The organism is Streptomyces sp. NPDC054872, assembly GCF_053610705.1.
In genome coordinates, this window is sequence record NZ_JBSGYY010000008.1 from 98,965 (window position 1) to 114,832 (window position 15,868).

The following is a 15,868-nucleotide window of genomic DNA, read 5'->3' on the forward strand; positions in this document are numbered from 1 at the left end:
ACAGCGCCTCCTACGGTTGCGGGAACCGAGCCGGTCCGGCCTTTCCAGGAGAGTCGCACATGCCGAACATGCCCCTGCCCACCCGTGCCGAGGACGTCCCCGCCGCCTTCGCCGATCGGTTCAACAGCGGCGATCCGGACGCGGTGCGCGAACTGTACGAGGAGCGTGCCGCGTTCGTGCCGGAGTCGGGTGCCGCGGTGCACGGATCGGACCGGATCGCCGGGGCGAACGCGCCGTTCCTCGCGATCGGCCTGCCCCTCTCCGTGCGTCCTCGCCATGTGCACGTGTGCGGGGAGATCGCGCTGCTGGTCGTCGACTGGGAGATCGAGGGTGTCGTGTCCTCCACGGCCACCGACGTGGCGCGCCGCGGCGCCGACGGGTACTGGCGATATGTGATCGACAGTCCCTTCGGCGCCGCGGTTCCCGCCTAGACGCTCAGACAGCGCGTGGTGCGGCTACTTGCCGTAGTACGCGTTGTAGATCGAGAGCGTCGACTTGTTCCCCTTCTTGTCCGTGATCTTGGCGTGGAAGGAGATCCCCTTGCCCGCGGCCGGGTTCTTGACCTTGATCTTGCCGCCGCTGACGGTGGCCTTCTTCCAGGTCTGGCCGTAGTCGTACGACACGTATGCGGCGAGGGACTTGAGGTTCGAGCCCGCGGCCGCGCCCTGCACCGTCACCGGCACGGACTGGGTCTCGCCGGCCTTGGCCTTGCTGCTCAGGTCGGTCGCCGCGGCGAACCGCGCGGTGGAGACCGGCAGCTTGGCGCTGTCGGCCTTCTTGGAGCGGAACGTCCAGCTCGCGTCGATGCGCGTGGAGGCCGCGGCCACCTTGACGCTGCGCTTCACGGACGTCGACAGCTTGTACTCGGCCTCGGCCGCGGGGACCTTGAACGAGGCGCCGCCCGCCACCGGGTCCTCGTTCTCGCCGATCTTGGTGGCGCCCTTGTAGAGGGTCGTCTTCACCGACGAGTAGAGCGAGGAGCCCACGTGCGTCTTGCCGTCGGCGAACAGCGGCAGACTGCCGGTGATCTCGTTGTCCTGGCGGAAGACGCCGTAGTTGCCGCCGATGCGCGGGCCGAAGACGGCCGTGTTGAACGTCTTCTCGTAGCTCTTGCCCGCCGCGAACTTCTGCGCCGCGCCCAGCGTGTAGGCCGCGTCGATGATCGGCCAGCCGTCCGGGTCGACCCCGGTCTGCTGCTCGAAGTTCATGTTCCACTTCACGTCGTCGGCGGTGGACAGGTACAGCGTCCGGGTGCCGGGCAGCTGGGTCGGGATGCCGATCGAGGAGCCGCTCGAGCTGCCGGGGAGCCAGCCCGTGGCGTTGAACGTGCCCTTCTTGCCCTTGGCCGACGCGCCCAGGTTCGCCTTCACCGTGGCCAGCTCGGACGCCTTGTAGTGCTTGGTGTAGCCCGTGGCGACCTGCTTGACCTCGCCGCCGAGCACGGTGTTGTACTCGGCGAGGTCACCCGCGGTCCAGTGGCCGTCCCACTGCTGGGACAGCGAGCCGTCGGTGACCTGCGGACCCAGGTGCGCGCTCCGGAAGTTGGTGTACCCGCCGTCGAGCCACCAGCCGAAGGAGTAGCCGGTGTGCGGCGTGTCGATCGAGAACTCGGGAGAGGCGAAGTACGGCTTGGCGTCCGCCGACGGGACGGTGATGTCCACCGGCTTCGTCTTGCGGGCGTCCAGCGTCACCGTCGTGTCCTTGGTGACGCTCAGCTTCGGCTGGGCGATCCAGTCGGCGCCCTTGGTGAAGTCCGTCGGGTCGGCGTACATGCCGGTGTTCAGCACGTAACCGCCCTTGGGGACCCGGATCTTGACCGTGCCGGAGGCGTCGAACGGGTTGTACGACTTCCGGGTGGCGAGCCCGGAGATGCCTTCCAGGTCACTGTCGTAGTACTTCGGTGCCTGGCCGTCACGCCCGATGTGCTTCAGCGTCAGGTCGTACGACTCGACCTCGCGCTCGACCGCGGCCGCCGTGCGCACGGACTGGCCGCCGCCCGTCGCCACGACGTACGCGGAGTACGCGCCGTCGACCGTTCCGCCGAGCTTGGTGTCGGTGGTCAGGTCGACCGAGGCGCTGCCGCCCGCGGGGACCTTCACCGTCTTCGCGCCGAGCTTGAAGAAGCCCGCGGGAGCCGGGGCGCCCTTGGGGTTCGTGCCCGTCACGGCGAGGTCGAGGGTGACGTCCTCCTTGCCGAGGTTCTTGTACGTCACCTTCTTCGTGACCGGCTTGTCGTCGGTGTGCGGCCACGCCTGCGGGGCGAAGGACAGCGACACCGGCTCCGCGACGACCGTCTGCTTGATGGCCTTGTCGACGGCGATGCGGCCCGAACCCTGCTGGAACGGCGTGTACTTGCCACCCTTGGTGGAAGCGGTGAGCGCGCCCTTGAGCTCGGCGTACTTCCAGTCCGGGTGCTGCTGCTTGAGCAGCGCGGCGGCGCCCGCCACGTGCGGGGTCGCCATCGACGTACCGGAGATCGTCAGATAGCCCTCGGGCTTCTGGCCGACCTCCTGGTCGATGACGCTGCCGGGTGCCGCGGCCGCGGTGATGTCCACGCCGGGTGCGGTGACGTCGGGCTTGATGGCTCCGTCGCCGACGCGCGGACCCTGACTGGAGAAGTCGGCGAGCTTGTCGTTGTCGTCGACGGCGCCGACCGTGAGGGCGGCGTCCGCGCTGCCCGGTGAGCCGACGGAGCCGGGCTCGCCGTCGTTGCCCGCGGCGATCGCGAAGAGGATGCCCTTGTCCGCGGAGAGCTTGTCGACCTGGGCTTCGAGGGGGTCGACACCGGGGGTGTCGCCGCCGCCGAGGCTCAGGTTCACGATGTCGGCGCCCTGCTCGGCCGCCCAGTCCATGCCCGCGATGATCCCGGAGTCGTCGCCGGAGCCATTGTCGTCGAGGACCTTGCCGTTCAGGAGCTTGGCGCCGGGCGCCACTCCCTTGAGCTTGCCGCCCGACTTCGCGCCGGTGCCGGCCGCGATGGAGGCGACGTGGGTGCCGTGGCCGTAGCGGTCCTTGGCGTCCGCCGCCGGAGTGAAGTTCTTCTCGGCGACGACCTGGTCCTTCAGGTCGGCGTGCGTGGCGTCGACGCCGGTGTCCAGGACGGCGACCTTGACGCCCTTGCCGTCGAAGCCGGCCGCCCACGCCTTGTCGGCGCCGATCTGCGGCACGCTCTTGTCGAGGCGCGCCTTGCGGACGCCGTCCAGCCATACGCGGCTGACCCCGGACGCGGTGGCGCCGCCCTTGTCGGCGACGAGCGCCGACCACAGGTCGGTGGCGTCCTGCTTCGGCGTCGTGATGGCGTCGGCGTTGAGGGACTTCAGGGTCCTGCGGACCGTGGTGTCACCCGCGGCGCGCACATCGGACCTGGCTCCGGCGGCCGATCCCTTGTAGCCGACGATCAGCTTCAGGCCCTTCTGCTGGGCCCTGCGGTTGTCCTTCTTGCTCAGCTCGGTGACGTCGAAGAGCCGCTGGTCGAGCTTGCCGGTGGCTATCAGATGCTGAGCGTCGGCCGGGATCACGAGGCTGTGGCCGCCGACGCGCTTGGTCTGTACGGGTATCCGCTCACGTCCCTCGGCCCGCTCGAAGGCGGTGACGCGGCCCTTGGCGTCGGCGGTGACGCGGTCGCCGGTGATGAGGGTGATGCGGTGCGTGGTCTGTGCGGCGCTCTTGAGGCCCGCCGGCTGCGCGGCTGCCGCGTCCGGCGACTGCTTCGCCGCCGACGCCGGGCTGGTCATGCCCGCGGCGAGGGCCACGGCCGCCGCTGTGGCGATCGTGGCCCCGTAGGCTCTCTTCACTTTTCTGCGCAAGTCTCCCCCTGGAGGTCAAGGGGCTCTCGCCCCTGGACGAGGAAGTATCGCCCAGGGTCGAACATCTGCTCAATAGTGCGTCAGGAGTGACGAGTTGGCAGAGGAGTGGCCATCGGGCGGGGGCCACCGGTCGGGGTCACCGGTCGGCGCGTTCCGTGACCTTGATCTGTCCGCGCTTGATCGTCGCGAGGCGCGGGGCCTTGCGCGCGATGGCGCTGTCGTGCGTGACCATCACGAACGTCAGGCCGTGCTCCTTCCAGAGCCCTTCGAGCAGCTCCATGATCTCGTCGCGCATGGACTCGTCGAGGTTGCCGGTCGGCTCGTCGGCGAGCAGCACCTTCGGCCGCTTGACCAGGGCGCGGGCGATGGCCACGCGCTGCTGCTGGCCGCCGGAGAGTTCGGCGGGCAGATGGCTGCGTCGTTCGCCGAGGCCCACGGAGGCCAGGGCGTCGGCGGCGCGTTCGCGGCGGTCCGCGGCGCCGAGGCGCAGCGGGACGAGCGCGGTCTCGACGTTCTCCTGGGCGCTGAGCGTGGGGATCAGGTTGAAGGCCTGGAAGACGAAGCCGATGGACTCGGCGCGCACCTTGGTCAGCCGTGCCTCGGGCAGGACGGCCAGGTCGACGCCGTCGAGCTCGACGCTGCCGGACGACGGCCGGTCGAGCCCGCCGAGCATCTGCAGGAGCGTGGACTTGCCGCCGCCCGTCGGGCCCTGGATGACGAGCCGGTCACCCTCGCCGATGGCCAGGTCGACCCCGGCGAGCGCGTCGACGGTCTCCTTGCCCCTGCGGTACTGCTTGGTGACGTCCTTGAGCTGATACATGGTGTGACTCCTGCGATACGTAAGGGGGTTGGCGGCTCGATCGGGTCGTGAGAGCCGCCTACTCGACGCGGCGCAGGGCGTCCGCGGGCCGCAGCCGCGAGGCACGCCAGCCGCCGAAGGCACCCGCGACGAGACCGCCGGCCACGGCGAGCCCGACGGCGAGCGCGATGGTGGTGGCGCTGACGGGAGCGGTCAGCGAGATGTCCAGGGCCTTCGACGCCGACTCACCGAGAGCGGCGCCCGGGCCTCCGCCGCCGGGGCCGCCGCCCATCATTCCGCCGCCCGACTGACCGCCCGCCGAGCCGAGCTCCGCCGTCAGGGTGGGGCTGATCGCCGTCACGACGTACGCCCCGCCGAGGCCGACGGCTATGCCGAGCACGCCGCCCACCAGGCCGTTGACGACCGCCTCGCCGATGACCTGCCGGGTGACACGGCCGCTCTTCCAGCCGAGCGCCTTCAGGGTGCCGAATTCCCGTACGCGACGGCTGACGGCGGAGGACGTGAGCAGCCCCGCGACCAGGAAGGCCGCGACGAGCACGGCTATGGACAGCCACTTTCCGACGCTGGAGGCGAGGTCGGACGCGGTGGAGAGCGAGCCGGAGACGGTGTCGGCGAGGTCGGCAGACGTGGTCACGGTCGTGCCGGAGACGTTCTTCTGGATGGCGCTCTTGACCGCGTCGATCCGCTGCGAGTCCGCGGCCTTCACGTACACCGTGGTGATCTTGTTCTTCGAGTCGGCGAGGGTCTGCGCGCGCTTGAGCGGGAGGTAGAGGTTGGCCGCGGCGTCCCCGCTGTCGGGCGTCGCGATGCCGACGACCTCGATCTTGGTGCCGGAGATGGTGACGGTGTCGCCCACGGAGAGCTTCTTCTCCTTGGCGTACGAGGCGTCGGCGACGGCCACCTTGGCGTCGGACTCCGACCCCGTGAACGTACGCCCCTTGCTGATCTTCGAGGAGGTCAGCGGGCCCAGGTCGAGCTTGCTGACGTCCGTGCCGTAGACGCTGTAGGAGTCGACGTCGAAGTCGGCGCCACCGCCGCGCACCCGCCCCTGCTGCTGGTCGCCGCCGCCACCACCGGGCGGCTGCGCCTTGCCGGTGGACCCGGGTGCCTGCTCGAACTGACCGCGCTCGAACTGGCCGTTGACCTTCATGACCTGCAGGCTCAGCCCGCCGACGGCGTCCGCGACCCCGCTCTGACCGCCGACCTTCGAGACGGTGGACGAGGAGAGCGTCTGGAAGCCCTGCACCATGACGCGGTCGCTGCTCTGCTCCTTGCCGTCGGCGTCCTCGCCGTCCGTCGCGTCGAACTTGAAGCGCGGGCGCCCGGTCGAGCCGCTGCCCTCCTCGGGCGGGGTGGCCGCCTTGGTGACGGTCATGTCGGTGCCGAGCCCGTAGAGCGACTCCAGGACCTTGCCCTGCGCCTGCTTCATGCCGGACGACACGGAGCTGACGACGATGACGAGCGCGATGCCGAGCGCGAGACCGGAGGCCACGACGAGGGCCGCTTTTCTGCGGCGGCGCAGCTCGCGCCTCAGGTAGGTGAAGAACATGTGCGTGAAGCTAGGTACGCACCGTGATGAACGGATAAGGGCGGCATAAGAGAACCATGAGAAGCCCGAACGGCGGCGGCCCGCACCCCTGTTGAGGGGTGCGGGCCGCCGCCGTACACGGAATGGGGCCGAACGCGTCTCAGACGGCCGAACCGGCCTTCCACTGCGCCCAGTCCATGACCCAGCCGTTGAAGCCGTTGTCGGGCTGGACCGTCTTGTCGCCGGTGTTCCGGACGTCCACGACGTCACCGACCATCGAGTTGTCGTAGAACCAGGCGCCCGGGGTGCTCTTGTCGCCCGCACCCTTGGCGTCCTCGAGGCCGACGCAGCCGTGACTGGTGTTGGCGCCGCCGAAGATGGACTTCGCGCCCCAGTAGTTGCCGTGGATGAACGTGCCCGAGTTCGACAGGCGCATGGCGTGCGGCACGTCCTTGATGTCGTACTCGCCCTTGCCGTCGTCGTCCGTGAAGCCGACCGTCGCGCCGTTCATCCGGGTCTCCTTGAACTTCTCGGAGATCACCATCTTGCCGTTGTACGTCTTGTTCTCCGGCGAGCCCGCGGAGATCGGGATGGTCTTGACGACCTTGCCGTCCCGCATGACCTTCATCTGCTTGGTCTTGGCGTCGACGACGGAGACCTGGTTACGGCCGATCTTGAACTGGACCGTCTTCTCCTGGACGCCGGTGACGCCGTCCGCGCCCTCGACGCCGTCCAGGGCCAGCTTCATGGTGACCGTGGAGTTGCCCTGCCAGTAGTCCTCGGGGCGGAAGTCCAGGCGGTTGTTGCCGAACCAGTGGCCGACGACTTCCTGGCCGCTGCTCGCCGACACCTTGATGTGGGACTGGACGTCCTTCTTGTTCGTGATCGCCTTGTCGAAGTTGATCGACACCGGCATGCCCACGCCGACCGTGGAGCCGTCCTCGGGCGTGAAGTTCCCGATGAAGCTGTTGTTCGGCGAGACCGTCGTGAACTTCGAGTTCTCGTGCGCCTTGCGGCCGTCGGAGTCCTTGGCGGTGGCGGAGATCTTGTACGTGGTCGCACGCTCCAGCTGGCCGCTGGGCTTCCAGCTCTTCTTGTCCGCCGCTATCTGTCCCTCGACGGCGTCGCCCGTCTCGGTCGTCATCGTGACGTCCGTGAGGGAGCCCTTGCTCACCGTGACCTTGGCCGCGCTGTTGATGCTCGCGTTGTCGGAGCCGTCCTTGGGCGCGATCTTGATGTCGGCCTCGGAGGTCTTCTTGGCGGCGGCCTCGTCGACCTGGTTCTGCGATTCCTTGCCGCCGCCGGCACTGCTCTTGTCGCCGTCGCCGCCGCTGCAGGCCGAGAGCACAAGGACGCCGCCGACCAGAGCGGACACGGTCGCAAGACCCTTGCGCCGTCCGCGCCGCCGCCTACTGTCCGTCATCACACGCTTCTCCATCGTTGCCGAAATCCCCAACACGCCAAGAACGCCGGGAGTCCCCGTAATCCCGCATAACGTCCTGCCCGGTTCGTCCCGTTCCACTTCTGCGGAAGATGTGGGGAACACCACGTCATGCGGTGCGCCGGTGACAGCCGTGCACCTCTGAGACGACGGAACCCCGGGCGGCGGTTGCCGTCCGGGGCTACGGGTTCCGTTTTTTCCGTCCGGTAGACGTACTACTTTCCGTCCACCGTCTACAACCCCCGGCTACCGCCCCCGGCCACAACTTCCCCGGCCGCGTCGTCCTCGTCGTCATCATCCTCGTCCGGGTCCCAGTCCGGCGAATCGGGGTCGTAGTCGATCTGCTCGCTGCTCCAGGACGCCTGCGAGAGCTCCACCCCCGGCACCTCGCTGACCAGGTCGAAGGGGTCCACCAGATAGGCGAGCGCCTCCGCGTCGTCCTCCTTGACGGCCGTCTCGGCGTGCTGCCGCTCCTCGGCGGGCATGTGCTCGTCCTCCGCGATGCGGCGCAGGGCCGACGAGGCCAGCTCGCCGGAGTCGTCGACCTCGACCACCAATTCGACGCGGAGACGTACAAAACGTGATGACTCTGATGTGCTCATGGGTCGGAGCGTACGACCCATGACCCCCGCGACTTTCCCGCGACCCGCGCCTTTCATTACCATCGCCCCACACGGCCAATTCGCCAGCGCCACAAGGGGGATCCGATTCCGTGTCCGCACGTCGATCGCTGCTCACCGCCACTGCCGCAGGGACCCTTCTCGGCGCCCTGTGGTTCGTTCCCTCCGCGAATGCGACGGCGACGTTCAGATCCTCGGAGGCACCTGACTCCTCCCGGGTCGTCCACACCGAACAGCGCCGCGCGACGCTGGACTCGGAGAACACCGCCACAGCGTCCGCCGACCGCCTCGCCGACACGGGCGCGGGCGTCGACACGACCCCGTACCTGATCGGCGGGACGGCGTTCCTGGGCCTGGGGGCGGGCTTCGTGGCGTTCTCGGTCCGCCGGGAACGGCAGGGCCCGGCTTACTGAGGTCCCGCTCACGCTCACCGGGAAGTGGGGCGCACGCCGGGCAGTTGGGTGACCCTGGCCGCGCGGCAACATGGCTGCGTACGGGTCGAGAGCTAGGCATGCGGGTATGAGATTCGAGCCCCGGCACAAGACATCCGCGACCCCCCGCGCCCGCCGTCTCCGCCTCGTCGGCGCCCTGTGCGCCGTCGCGGCCTCGGCGGCCCTGGTGACAGGCTGCGGATCGGACAGCGACAAGGCGTCCGGCGAAGCGACCTCCAAAGCGGCGAAGACCGTCCCGAAGGAGGCGCCGTCGCAGACCCCCACGGGCAGCGCGTCCCTCACGCAGGACCAGCAGGAGCGCAAGGCGCTGCTCGCCGACACCAAGGTCACCTACGACAAGGCGGCCTCCGCCGCGGTGGGCAAGGTCCCCGGCGGCAAGCTGACCGACCTCGACCTCGAGGGTGTCGACGACGACAAGGACGACGACGGCGACGACGACACGAGCGCCAGCCCCAGCGCGAGCGCGAGTCCCAGCCCGAGCGGCAGTTCCTCGGGTCCGCAGTGGGTCGCCGAGGTCGCCGAGAAGGACGGCACCGTGCACGACGTCCGCATCGACGCGGTCTCGGGCAAGGTGATCAGCTCCGCCCCCGACAAGGACCAGGACGCCGACGACAAGAAGGAGACGGCCGACTGGCTGTCCCGCGTCAAGCAGACTCCGGAGCAGGCGGCCAAGGCCGCGACGGACAAGAAGAAGGGCACGGTCACGTCGATCGGCCTGGACGACAACGACAACAAGGCGCTGGTCTGGTCCGTCGACGTCGTCACCGACGACTGGAACAAGACCGACTTCGACATCGACGCGGTCAAGGGCGGCATCACCCGTGAGCACGTCGACCGCGACTGATCCGCGGTCACGTGCGGGAGGGGTGCCGTCAGAACCTGACGGCACCCCTCCTCGGCGTACGGGACGCCGACGCTAGGCCAGCGGGCCCGTCACCGGCTCGACCGCGGCGAGCAGCGCGCCGGAGCGCACGAACTCGTCCGCCGCCGCCAGGTCGGGGGCGAGGAAGCGGTCGGGGCCCGGGCCCTGGACGCCCGCCTTGCGGACCGCCTCGATGACCGCGCGCGTCGCCGGGGCCGGCGTGAGGCCCTCACGGAGCTCGACCGCGCGCGTCGCGGCGTACAGCTCGATGGCGACGATGCGGGTCAGGTTGTCGACGGCGGTACGGAGCTTGCGGGCCGCCGACCAGCCCATCGACACGTGGTCCTCCTGCATGGCGGAGGACGGGATCGAGTCCGCGGACGACGGGACCGCGAGGCGCTTCATCTCACTCACCAGCGCCGCCTGCGTGTACTGGGCGATCATCAGGCCCGAGTCCACGCCCGCGTCGTCCGCGAGGAACGGCGGCAGGCCGTGCGAGCGGTTCTTGTCGAGCAGCCGGTCCGTGCGGCGCTCGGCGATGGAGCCGAGGTCGGCCGCGGCGATCGCGAGGAAGTCCAGGACGTACGCGACCGGCGCCCCGTGGAAGTTGCCGTTGGACTCGACGCGGCCGTCGGGCAGGACGACGGGGTTGTCGACGGCGGCGGCCAGCTCGCGCTCGGCGACCGTACGGGCGTGGGCGAGGGTGTCACGGCCCGCGCCCGCCACCTGCGGGGCGCACCGCACCGAGTACGCGTCCTGGACGCGGGGCGCGTCGTCCTGGTGGTGGCCGGTGAGACCCGACCCTTCGAGGACCGCGAGCATGTTGGCGGCGGAGACGCCCTGGCCCGGGTGCGGCCGGATGGCGTGCAGTTCGGGGGCGAGGACCTTGGCGGTGCCGAGGAGCGCCTCAAGGGTGAGGGCCGCGGTGACGTCGGCCGACTTGTAGAGGGCGTCGAGGTCGGCGAGGGCCATCACCAGCATGCCGAGCATGCCGTCGGTGCCGTTCAGGAGGGCGAGGCCCTCCTTCTCGCGCAGCTCGACCGGCGTGATGCCGTGCGCGGCGAGCAGTTCGCCCGCCGGCTTCAGCTCGCCGTCCGGTCCCTCGGCGTCGCCCTCGCCCATGAGCGTGAGCGCGCAGTGGCTGAGCGGGGCGAGGTCGCCGGAGCAGCCGAGCGAGCCGTACTCGTGCACGACGGGCGTGATCCCCGCGTTCAGCACGTCGGCCATGGTCCGCGCGACCTCGGGGCGTACGCCGGTCCTGCCGGAGCAGACCGTCTTGAGCCGCAGGAACATCAGCGCGCGTACGACCTCGCGCTCGACGCGCGGGCCCATCCCCGCCGCGTGCGAGCGGACGATGTTGCGCTGCAGCTGGGCGCGGAGGTCCGGGCCGATGTGCCGGCTGGCGAGCGCGCCGAAGCCGGTCGACACGCCGTAGACGGGCTCGGGCTTGGCGGCGAGGGCGTCGACGATCTCACGCGAGGCAGCAAGAGCGGTCACGGCTTCGCCCGACAGCTCGATACGGGCGTTCCCGCGCGCAACAGCAATAACGTCCGCAGCGGACGTCCCGGACGTCCCCAGGACCACGGTATGCATATCCATATTCAGCAGCGTACGGACTGAATCGCCAGGTGTCACGGTCGAAAGCAACCTGAGCCTGTTACGAACCCGAGAGAGCGGCCGGGCGGGACGGACGCGAAAAGGCACAAAAGGCTCCACAAGGGGTGTGGAGAACCGTGCGACCAACCCCACCGCGCCGCAGCCGACAGACGCACCCAGCCCCGCGGACCCTCACCCCCCCCCCCCCGGAGCCCCGCGACCCCGCCCCCGGAACCGCCGCCTCTCCCCCGCGGGACGCGCCCCCTCGGAATCCGCGAGCCGCACCACCGGATCATCCGCGCCCTCACGCCCGGCAACCACCGGCTTCGCCGCACGCGCCGCCTTCGCGCGGTACTGGGCCGCGTCCGCGAGGCGGAACAGGCGGCGGGCCGAGCGGACCTCGCCGATCGGGTCCTCCGTGGAGGCGACCCCGCACGCGACCCCGTCCCCCTGCTCCAACTCGGCGGCCCGTACGCAGAGTTCATCCGCGACCCGCACCACCTCGTCGGCCGAAGGCCCCACCGAGAGCAGACAGAACTCATCGCCGCCGAGCCGCGCGGCCAGCGTCCCCGGCAGCATCGCCCCGCACAGGGAAAGCACCGAGCCGAAACGTTCGAGCAGCCGGTCACCGACCGCGTGCCCCTGGGTGTCGTTGACCCACTTGAGGCCGTTCACGTCGCAGACGACCAGACTCACCACGGTCCCCTCCGCCCGGTGCCGCTCCACCGCCTCCTCGAGCCGCAGATCGACCGCGCGCCGGTTGGCGAGGCCCGTCAGCGCGTCGGTGAAGGCGAGCCGGCGCGCTTCCTCCAGACGCTCGGTCTGCGCGATGCCCGCCGCGACGACCGAGGCGAGCACCGTCGCGAAGTCCGCGTCCGCGCGGCCGAACGGCAGCGCGCCCACCGGTCGCGCCACATACAGCTCGCCCCACGCCCGCCCGTGCAGCACGATCGGCGCCACCACGCAACAGCCACGGCCGCGCCTGCGCAGCGCGGCGACGCGCTGGTGGCAGTAACCGGGCGCCGTGGCCTCCGAAGGGCCCCGCGCCGTCTCGACCCAGGCGTGCGGCTCACCCCCACCCGCCCAGCGCTCGTGCAGGAACTCGGTGATCTCCGGGAACTCGTTCACCGGATACGCCTCACGCTCCGGGAACTCTTCCTCCCCCTCGGCCCGTTCGCCCACGTTCACGAGCACCCTCAGCCGTCCGAGGTCACGCTCCCAGACGGACAGCGCCGCGAAACTCCCGGCCAGCGCACGGCACGCGCCGCCCGCTGCCGCCCGCCAGGACTCACGCGGCGTGTGCGCGGCGGCCATCCCCTGCGCCAGCACGACCACGGCCCGCAGCCGGACATCCTCTCCCATCTCCCCAGGCTAGGAGATATGCGGCATTTTGGGCGTTTGGAACATTACGCAGCGTGTGGGCCGCTCCCCGGGCCCTCCACTCGCTTCACTCCCCGGGCCACGTCACTCCCCGGGCCACTGCGGCTTCCGCTTCTCGTTGAACGCGGCGACACCTTCCGCCCGGTCACCGGAGAAGGCCACCGAGCGCCAGGCCGCGTCCTCGACCTCGAGGCCGGCCCGCAGGTCGAGCCCGTGCCCGAGCCGCAGGGCGCGCTTGGCGGCGCGCAGCCCGACGGGTGAGTTGGCGGCGATCCGCGCGGCGAGGGCGAGCGCTTCCGTACGGTCCTCACCCGCGCCCACCAGCTGGTCGACGAGCCCCAACTCCCGCGCCTCGGGCGCCTCCAGGCGCCGCGCGGTGAAGATCAGCTCGGCGGCCCGCGCGGCGCCCACGCGGCGCGGAAGGAGCTGCGTGCCGCCGCCGCCCGGGATCACACCGACCGACACCTCGGGAAGGCCGACCACGGCGGTCGGGTCGGCGACGATGAGATCACAGGCGAGCGCCAGCTCGAACCCGCCGCCGAGCGCGAAGCCGTGCAGGGCCGCGACGGTCGGCATGGGCAGTTCGAGTACGCCGGTGTAGGCGGCCCGGGACGTGGGACGCTGGCGCAGCAACTCGGCGTCGGAGAAGGAATTGCGCTCCTTCAGGTCGGCGCCGACGCAGAACGCCCGCTCATGGGTGGACGTGACGACCACGACGCGCACGTCACGGTCCTCGGAGAGGGCGGCGCAGGCCGATCCGATGGAGCGGGCCATGTCCGTGGACACGGCGTTCATGGCCTTGGGCCGGTCGAGGACGAGCTCGGCGACGTGGCCGTGCCGCCTGACCCCGACGTACTCCCCGTACCGCTGCTCGCCGCCCTGCTCGCCAACCATGACTGCCTCCACGTCCGGTTAACGCCCGTTGCCCGGGCGCCCTGCGGATCATGCCACCGCCGCGGGGCGATCGGGTCGGTCAGCGGGAAAAAACCGTCAGCTCCGCCGGGCGAGCAGCCAGGGCTCCACCACGCCGAGGCCTCGTACGGGACGCTGCCACATCGGCTGCAGGGCGAAGCGGTAGGAGGGGGGCTCCGTGCCCTCCTTCTCCGCCTGCTCGGCCGCCTCCGCCGCCTCCGTCTCGGAGGCGGGCGCGTCTCCCGTACGCGTCAGTTCCTCGGCGAGCGCGCCGTCCACCAGGACCGCGTCCTTGGGCGCTATCGACGTGAGGCGGCTCGCGAGGTTCACCGTCGTGCCGAAGACGTCGCCCATCCGCGTCGTGACCGTGCCGAACGCGATGCCGACGCGCAGCTCGGGCATCGTCTCGTCGTTGGCCATGGTCTCGATCAGCCGCAGCGCGATCTCCGCGGCGACGCCCGCGTCATCGGCGGCGTACAGCACTTCGTCGCCCAGCGTCTTGATGAGCCGCCCGCCGTGCGCCGCGACGAGATCCGCCGCCGTGGTCTCGAAGGCCTCGACGAGCTCGCCGAGTTCCTCCTCCTCCATGCGCCGGGTGAGCCGCGTGAAACCGACGAGGTCGGCGAATCCGACGGCCAGGCGCCGGTCGACCATCTCCTCGTCGTCCGCGGCCTGCACGACCCGGCCGGTGGCGGCGGCCAGCTGGCGCCGCCACACGTAGACGAGGAACTCCTCCAGCTCGGGCAGGAGCAGCTCTATCAGCGGATACGTGACCTCGGTCCGCGTCATGCCCGGCTCGGGCGGCTCCGTCAGACCCTCCAGGAAGGAGTCGATCTGCCACTCGGCCAGACGGGCGGTGGTCTGCCCGGTCGACCGGGCCACCTGCACCGCCATCGCCTCGCTGAGCAGCCCCGCCTCGACGAGGCCCGCCAGGCGGCGCAGCGCGAGTACGTCCGCCTCGGTCAGGGCCTTGGCCTGGCCGATGTCGGGGAAGCCCATGGCGCGCCAGAAGCGGGAGGCCAGCTCCATGGACACGCCGGCGCTGCGGGCCGCCTGGAACGGGGTGTAGCGGCGGTCCGCGCCGAGGATCAGCCCTTCGAGGCGCAGCGCCAGGGGGTCCTTCTCCGGATCTCCCGGCTTCTCGTCCCCGGAGTCCATCGAGTCGAACCCGTCCGTGGCGGCCCCTGCGGTACGTCCGGGCTCACCGTCGGGGCCGGGGGATGCACCCGTACCGGAGCCCGTGTCGTCGACGGTCACGCCTGCTGCCCTTCCGATCTGCCGCGGTCAGGTATCGACCGGCGCCAACTTTACGGCAGGTGTGCCGCAGCTCACGCCTTTCCCGGGCGGGGGCGCCTTGGACAGCGCTTTCCCCTCCGAGGTGGGCGCGAACACCCTTTTCCCACCCACCCGCCCGTTTGCCCCGCATCCTCACCTGGACGAACAAGCTTTTCCCGCCAACCCGCCCGATTGCCCCGCAGCTCCCCTTACGCCTTCCTCAAATGCACGACATCCCCCGCCCCCACCGGCTCCTGCACCCCGTCCTCGGTGGCCAGGACCAGGCGTCCGTCACCGTCCACCGCCACTGCCTCCCCCGTGATCGACCGGTCGCCCGGCAGCTCCGCCCTGACCTTGCGGCCCAGCGTCGCGCAGCCCGCGGCGTAGGTCTCCTGGAGGCGGGAAGCCGCCGGGTCGCCGTCTGCCGCGCGCCAGTCGCCGTACCACTGCTCAAGAGAACGCAGCACCGCCCGCAACACCGTGTCCCGGTCGGTGCTCGCCGCTCCGGCGAGCGCGAGGGACCCGGCCGTGGGCACCGGCAGTTCGTCCGCGCGCAGCGTCACGTTGATGCCGATGCCGACCACGACACCTCCGCCGTCCCCGGAACCCGCCCGCTCGGCGAGGATGCCCCCGGCCTTGCGCTCCTCTCCCCCCACCGTCACCAGCAGGTCGTTCGGCCACTTGAGCGCCGTGTCCACCCCGGCCGCCTTGGAGAGGCCCGTGGCGACGGCGACCCCGGTCAGCAGCGGCAGCCACCCCCAGCGCGCCACCGGGACCGTGGGCCCCGGCTTCAGGAGCACCGAGAAGAAGAGGCCCGAGCGGGCCGGCGCCGACCAGCGGCGGTCGAGCCGGCCACGGCCCGAGCTCTGCTCCTCGGCGACGAGCACCGCCCCCTCGGGAAGCTCGTCCGCGCGGGCGGCCAGGTCGGTGTTGGTCGACCCCGTCGCGGGCACCACCTCCAGGGAGGTCCACAGCCCCCCGTCCCGCAGCAGCGCACGCCGCAGCGACGCGGAGTTCAGGGGCGGACGGTCGAGGTCGGACCACCGGCCGCCACCCGTACCGAAAGGAGTGTCCGAAGGGTCGTCTGAAGCATCTCGCGGCGTCATGCAAGCCACCTTAGGTGTGGTAAACGCCGCACTGCCGATCCGTAGGCGCGCCGATACCCTACGAGTCAGT

At 70.8% G+C, this 15,868-nt stretch carries 13 protein-coding genes; 3 read left to right on the forward strand and 10 right to left on the reverse strand.

Annotated elements, in window-relative coordinates; all coding sequences use genetic code 11:
• Positions 1-59 precede the first annotated feature (59 nt).
• The gene (locus ACWGIH_RS12375) at positions 60-431 is read left to right on the forward strand and encodes a YybH family protein (protein WP_453452099.1); all 372 of its coding nucleotides are present in this window, start codon (positions 60-62) and stop codon (positions 429-431) included.
• Between the two features lie 24 nt (positions 432-455).
• Here ACWGIH_RS12375 and ACWGIH_RS12380 read toward each other — a convergent pair whose 3' ends face one another.
• The 5 genes from ACWGIH_RS12380 to ACWGIH_RS12400 all read right to left on the reverse strand — a co-directional run bounded on the left by ACWGIH_RS12380 (position 456) and on the right by ACWGIH_RS12400 (position 8,197).
• Complete coding sequence (locus tag ACWGIH_RS12380) at positions 456-3,794, reverse strand: S8 family serine peptidase (protein ID WP_453452098.1); 3,339 nt, start codon at positions 3,792-3,794, stop codon at positions 456-458.
• Between the two features lie 148 nt (positions 3,795-3,942).
• Positions 3,943-4,626 carry an ABC transporter ATP-binding protein gene (locus tag ACWGIH_RS12385; RefSeq protein ID WP_453452097.1) on the reverse strand — a complete coding sequence of 228 codons (684 nt, stop codon included), beginning with the start codon at positions 4,624-4,626 and terminating at the stop codon, positions 3,943-3,945.
• Positions 4,627-4,684: 58 nt separating this feature from the next.
• The gene (locus tag ACWGIH_RS12390) at positions 4,685-6,175 is read right to left on the reverse strand and encodes an ABC transporter permease (protein ID WP_453452096.1); all 1,491 of its coding nucleotides are present in this window, start codon (positions 6,173-6,175) and stop codon (positions 4,685-4,687) included.
• Positions 6,176-6,314: 139 nt separating this feature from the next.
• Positions 6,315-7,577 carry a L,D-transpeptidase gene (locus ACWGIH_RS12395; protein ID WP_453452341.1) on the reverse strand — a complete coding sequence of 421 codons (1,263 nt, stop codon included), beginning with the start codon at positions 7,575-7,577 and terminating at the stop codon, positions 6,315-6,317.
• A 251-nt stretch (positions 7,578-7,828) separates the two neighbouring features.
• Entirely contained in the window at positions 7,829-8,197 is a 369-nt protein-coding gene (locus tag ACWGIH_RS12400) for a hypothetical protein (protein ID WP_453452342.1), read from the reverse strand.
• Between the two features lie 110 nt (positions 8,198-8,307).
• On the opposite strand from ACWGIH_RS12400, the gene ACWGIH_RS12405 reads away from it, so the two are divergent.
• Both ACWGIH_RS12405 and ACWGIH_RS12410 read left to right on the forward strand, forming a co-directional pair.
• Positions 8,308-8,628, forward strand: coding sequence for a hypothetical protein (locus ACWGIH_RS12405; protein WP_453452343.1), 321 nt, complete (start codon positions 8,308-8,310; stop codon positions 8,626-8,628).
• 106 nt (positions 8,629-8,734) lie between these two features.
• Positions 8,735-9,511: a PepSY domain-containing protein gene (locus tag ACWGIH_RS12410; protein WP_453452344.1), complete on the forward strand. Its 777-nt coding sequence runs from the start codon at positions 8,735-8,737 to the stop codon at positions 9,509-9,511.
• Between the two features lie 72 nt (positions 9,512-9,583).
• On the opposite strand, the gene hutH is transcribed toward ACWGIH_RS12410, so the two are convergent.
• The 5 genes from hutH to ACWGIH_RS12435 all read right to left on the reverse strand — a co-directional run bounded on the left by hutH (position 9,584) and on the right by ACWGIH_RS12435 (position 15,798).
• Positions 9,584-11,122 carry a histidine ammonia-lyase gene (gene hutH / locus ACWGIH_RS12415; RefSeq protein WP_453452359.1) on the reverse strand — a complete coding sequence of 513 codons (1,539 nt, stop codon included), beginning with the start codon at positions 11,120-11,122 and terminating at the stop codon, positions 9,584-9,586.
• Between the two features lie 195 nt (positions 11,123-11,317).
• The gene (locus ACWGIH_RS12420) at positions 11,318-12,487 is read right to left on the reverse strand and encodes a diguanylate cyclase domain-containing protein (protein ID WP_453452345.1); all 1,170 of its coding nucleotides are present in this window, start codon (positions 12,485-12,487) and stop codon (positions 11,318-11,320) included.
• Positions 12,488-12,589: 102 nt separating this feature from the next.
• Entirely contained in the window at positions 12,590-13,399 is an 810-nt protein-coding gene (locus ACWGIH_RS12425) for an enoyl-CoA hydratase/isomerase family protein (RefSeq protein WP_453452346.1), read from the reverse strand.
• A 96-nt stretch (positions 13,400-13,495) separates the two neighbouring features.
• Positions 13,496-14,674 carry an adenylate/guanylate cyclase domain-containing protein gene (locus tag ACWGIH_RS12430; protein ID WP_453452347.1) on the reverse strand — a complete coding sequence of 393 codons (1,179 nt, stop codon included), beginning with the start codon at positions 14,672-14,674 and terminating at the stop codon, positions 13,496-13,498.
• A gap of 227 nt (positions 14,675-14,901) precedes the next feature.
• Positions 14,902-15,798, reverse strand: coding sequence for a biotin--[acetyl-CoA-carboxylase] ligase (locus ACWGIH_RS12435; protein WP_453452348.1), 897 nt, complete (start codon positions 15,796-15,798; stop codon positions 14,902-14,904).
• Positions 15,799-15,868: the final 70 nt, after the last annotated feature.

What these genes read in the sequence shown, in the direction of transcription:
- ACWGIH_RS12420 (WP_453452345.1), bottom strand. Translation starts at nt 12,487, where the DNA reads ATGGGAGAGGATGTCCGGCTGCGGGCCGTGGTCGTGCTGGCGCAGGGG.
- ACWGIH_RS12400 (WP_453452342.1), bottom strand. Translation starts at nt 8,197, where the DNA reads ATGAGCACATCAGAGTCATCACGTTTTGTACGTCTCCGCGTCGAATTG.
- ACWGIH_RS12395 (WP_453452341.1), bottom strand. Translation starts at nt 7,577, where the DNA reads ATGACGGACAGTAGGCGGCGGCGCGGACGGCGCAAGGGTCTTGCGACC.
- hutH (WP_453452359.1), bottom strand. Translation starts at nt 11,122, where the DNA reads ATGCATACCGTGGTCCTGGGGACGTCCGGGACGTCCGCTGCGGACGTT.
- ACWGIH_RS12425 (WP_453452346.1), bottom strand. Translation starts at nt 13,399, where the DNA reads ATGGTTGGCGAGCAGGGCGGCGAGCAGCGGTACGGGGAGTACGTCGGG.
- ACWGIH_RS12390 (WP_453452096.1), bottom strand. Translation starts at nt 6,175, where the DNA reads ATGTTCTTCACCTACCTGAGGCGCGAGCTGCGCCGCCGCAGAAAAGCG.
- ACWGIH_RS12375 (WP_453452099.1), top strand. Translation starts at nt 60, where the DNA reads ATGCCGAACATGCCCCTGCCCACCCGTGCCGAGGACGTCCCCGCCGCC.
- ACWGIH_RS12385 (WP_453452097.1), bottom strand. Translation starts at nt 4,626, where the DNA reads ATGTATCAGCTCAAGGACGTCACCAAGCAGTACCGCAGGGGCAAGGAG.
- ACWGIH_RS12435 (WP_453452348.1), bottom strand. Translation starts at nt 15,798, where the DNA reads ATGACGCCGCGAGATGCTTCAGACGACCCTTCGGACACTCCTTTCGGT.
- ACWGIH_RS12410 (WP_453452344.1), top strand. Translation starts at nt 8,735, where the DNA reads ATGAGATTCGAGCCCCGGCACAAGACATCCGCGACCCCCCGCGCCCGC.